Raw genomic sequence first — 2,851 nt, 5'->3', positions numbered from 1 at the left:
ACGGCTGCTCGCCTTCGGACGCGAGCGGCTCCGTTTCGTCAACACTCATCGGGCCCTGCTCTCGGACGCGGCGCGCGATCCACATATGCGGTACGGCGCTCCGGCGATGGTTCTGCATACGCACGTGCGCATCCTCCTCGAGGCAGCCAAGACGACCGGGGATCTCGACGCCCAGGCCGACGCCCTGCTCGCCCTGCTGGATGCCGATTACGTCCATCATCAGCTCGTCGACCGAAAACAAACCATCGAAACCCTGGGAGACAAGTGGGAGAGCCTGGCACGCAAGCTGTGCGGCAGGTAGCCAACCGCTGGATCCTGCACGTCGACCTCGATCAGTTCCTGGCCTCGGTCGAACTTCGCCGCCACCCCGAACTGGTCGGACTTCCGGTGATCGTCGGCGGCAACGGCGATCCGGCCGAGCCGCGCAAGGTCGTCACCTGTGCCTCATACGAGGCGCGGGAGTTCGGCGTGCATGCCGGCATGCCGCTGCGCACGGCCGCCCGCCGCTGCCCGGACGCCACCTTCCTGCCGTCCGATCCGGATGCCTACGACGAGGCGTCCGAGCAGGTGATGGGACTGCTGCGCGACCTTGGCCACCCGCTGGAGGTGTGGGGCTGGGACGAGGCCTACCTGGGCGCTGACGTGGCCGACCCGCTGGAGCTGGCCGAACGCATCCGCACGGTCGTCGCCGCCGAGACGGGCCTGTCGTGTTCGGTGGGCATCAGCGACAACAAGCAGCGGGCCAAGGTGGCCACCGGTTTCGGCAAGCCTTCGCGCACGCGAGGAGCAGATGAAGCCCAGGGCGTCTTCGCACTCTCCGACGAGAACTGGATGCCGGTGATGGGCGACCGCGGGGTCGATGCGCTCTGGGGCGTCGGTCCCAAGACCGCCAAACGGCTTGCCGGACTGGGCATTACGACCGTCGTCGACCTCGCCGCCACTGACCCGACTCTGCTCACCGCGACGTTCGGGCCGACGACGGGCCTGTGGATCCTGCTGCTGGCCAAGGGTGGCGGCGACGCGGAAGTGAGCGCCGAGCCATGGGTGCCGCGCTCGCGCAGCCACGTCATCACCTTCCCGGAGGATCTCACCGAACGCACCGAAATGGACTCGGCCATCGGCGAGTTGGCGCGACGGACGCTGACCGAAGTCCTCGAGCAGGGCCGCATCGTCACCCGCGTCGCGGTCACGGTGCGCACCAAGACGTTCTTCACGCGCACCAAGATCCGCAAGCTCCCTGCCCCGAGTACCGACGAGTCGGTGATCGTCGACACCGCGCTCGCGGTCTTCGATCAATTCGAACTCGACCGCCCGGTGCGGCTCCTCGGTGTCCGGCTCGAGCTGGCCATGCCGCAGCCGACCGCGCCGGTTGTCACCACCGACGCATAGCGTCGAGCCCATGCTGACCACCGTCGCGGTCCGGGGCTACCGCTCACTGCGCGAGGCCGTCGTCCCGCTGGCCGGCCTCACCGTCGTCACCGGAGCCAACGGCACCGGCAAGTCGTCGGTGTACCGGGCGCTGCGGCTGCTCGCCGACTGCGGCCGCGGCGAGGTGATCGGCTCGCTGGCACGCGAGGGCGGGCTGGAGTCGGTGCTGTGGGCGGGCCCCGAGCAGCTCGGCGGCGCACGCCGCACCGGCACGGTGCAGGGCACCACGCGCACCCGGCCGGTGTCGCTCGAACTCGGCTTCGCCTCGGATGACTTCGGCTACGTGATCGACCTCGGGCTGCCGCAGAGCGCCGGCCACGGTTCGTTGTTCGCCAGGGATCCGGAGATCAAGCGCGAGGCGGTGTTCACCGGTCCGCGGCTGCGGCCCGCCTCGACACTGGTGCGCCGGGGCCGCGACTACGCCGAGGCCGCAGCGGAATCGGGCCGCGGCTTCGACGAGCTGACCCGATCGCTGCCGACGTACCGCAGCGTGCTCGCCGAGTACGCGCACCCCGAGGCACTGCCGGAGCTGGCCGCGGTCCGGGATCGCTTGCGCGGCTGGCGGTTCTACGACGGCTTCCGGGTGGACGCCGCTGCACCGTCGCGCCGGCCCCAGGTCGGCACCCGCACCCCGGTGCTGTCCGACGACGGCGGCGATCTGGCTGCTGCCGTTCAGACCATCGTCGAGGCCGGCTTCGACGATCTGCCCCGCGCCGTCGCCGACGCCTTCGACGGGGCGAGCGTCTCGGTGGCGGTGCACGACGGCCTCTTCGAGCTTCAGCTCCATCAGCGGGGCATGTTGCGACCGTTGCGGGCAGCCGAATTATCCGACGGCACACTGCGATTCCTGCTGTGGGGCGCTGCCTTGCTGAGCCCCCGGCCGCCGTCTCTCATGGTGCTCAACGAACCAGAGACCTCGCTGCACCCCGATCTGGTGGCACCGTTGGCGGGGATGATCCGATCGGCCGCCCGAGGTACTCAGGTCGTGGTGGTGACGCACTCGGCGGCCATGCGACGGCACCTCGACACCGATGACTCAGTCGAGATCGAGCTCTACAAGGAGTGGGGCGAGACCCGGATCACCGGACAGACCACGCTGACCGCGCCGCCGTGGGACTGGGGCAAGCGTTGAGCGTGCTGGGGATCAACCGGTCTTGGTCGGCCGCAGGGCGCGGGTGAAGATGACGTTCACCCGTCGCATCGCAACGCTGTACGGCCACCACGCGAGCCGCTTGAACGCGTACAGCGCGCGGATGTCGTTGGAGGTGTAGACGAGGTAGCGGTTGCGCACGACACCGCGAAGGATCTTGTCGGCCACCAGTTCCGGCGAGACGGCGTGGCCGCTGAATCGATCGACCCACTTGCGCACCTGCGGGTGCTCGCGATCGACGCCCGCGATCTCGACCGTCTGTACCAACGGAGT

The 2,851-nt window shown here is 69.4% G+C and carries 2 protein-coding genes and 2 pseudogenes; 3 read left to right on the top strand and 1 reads right to left on the bottom strand.

Annotation, left to right across the window (positions count from 1 at the left end; translation table 11 throughout):
* From QOC69_RS22085 to QOC69_RS22075, 3 genes and pseudogenes are all read left to right on the top strand, one after another.
* Positions 1-301 (top strand): annotated as a pseudogene (locus QOC69_RS22085) (TetR/AcrR family transcriptional regulator); the annotation flags it as partial.
* Positions 289-1,389: a DNA polymerase IV gene (locus tag QOC69_RS22080; protein WP_526443561.1), complete on the top strand. Its 1,101-nt coding sequence runs from the start codon at positions 289-291 to the stop codon at positions 1,387-1,389. The pseudogene QOC69_RS22085 and the gene QOC69_RS22080, both read left to right, overlap by 13 nt.
* Before the next feature lie 10 nt (positions 1,390-1,399).
* Complete coding sequence (locus QOC69_RS22075) at positions 1,400-2,560, top strand: AAA family ATPase (RefSeq protein WP_526443559.1); 1,161 nt, start codon at positions 1,400-1,402, stop codon at positions 2,558-2,560.
* 12 nt (positions 2,561-2,572) lie between these two features.
* Here the strand turns inward: QOC69_RS22075 and QOC69_RS22070 are convergent.
* Positions 2,573-2,851 (bottom strand): annotated as a pseudogene (locus QOC69_RS22070) (SDR family oxidoreductase); the annotation flags it as partial.

The sequence above is a fragment of the Mycobacterium sp. genome, assembly GCF_032162105.1.
Classification (GTDB): Bacteria; Actinomycetota; Actinomycetes; order Mycobacteriales; family Mycobacteriaceae; genus Mycobacterium.
The sequence above is the reverse complement of the archived record's forward strand: the minus strand, read 5'-3'. Positions and strand labels throughout refer to the sequence as shown.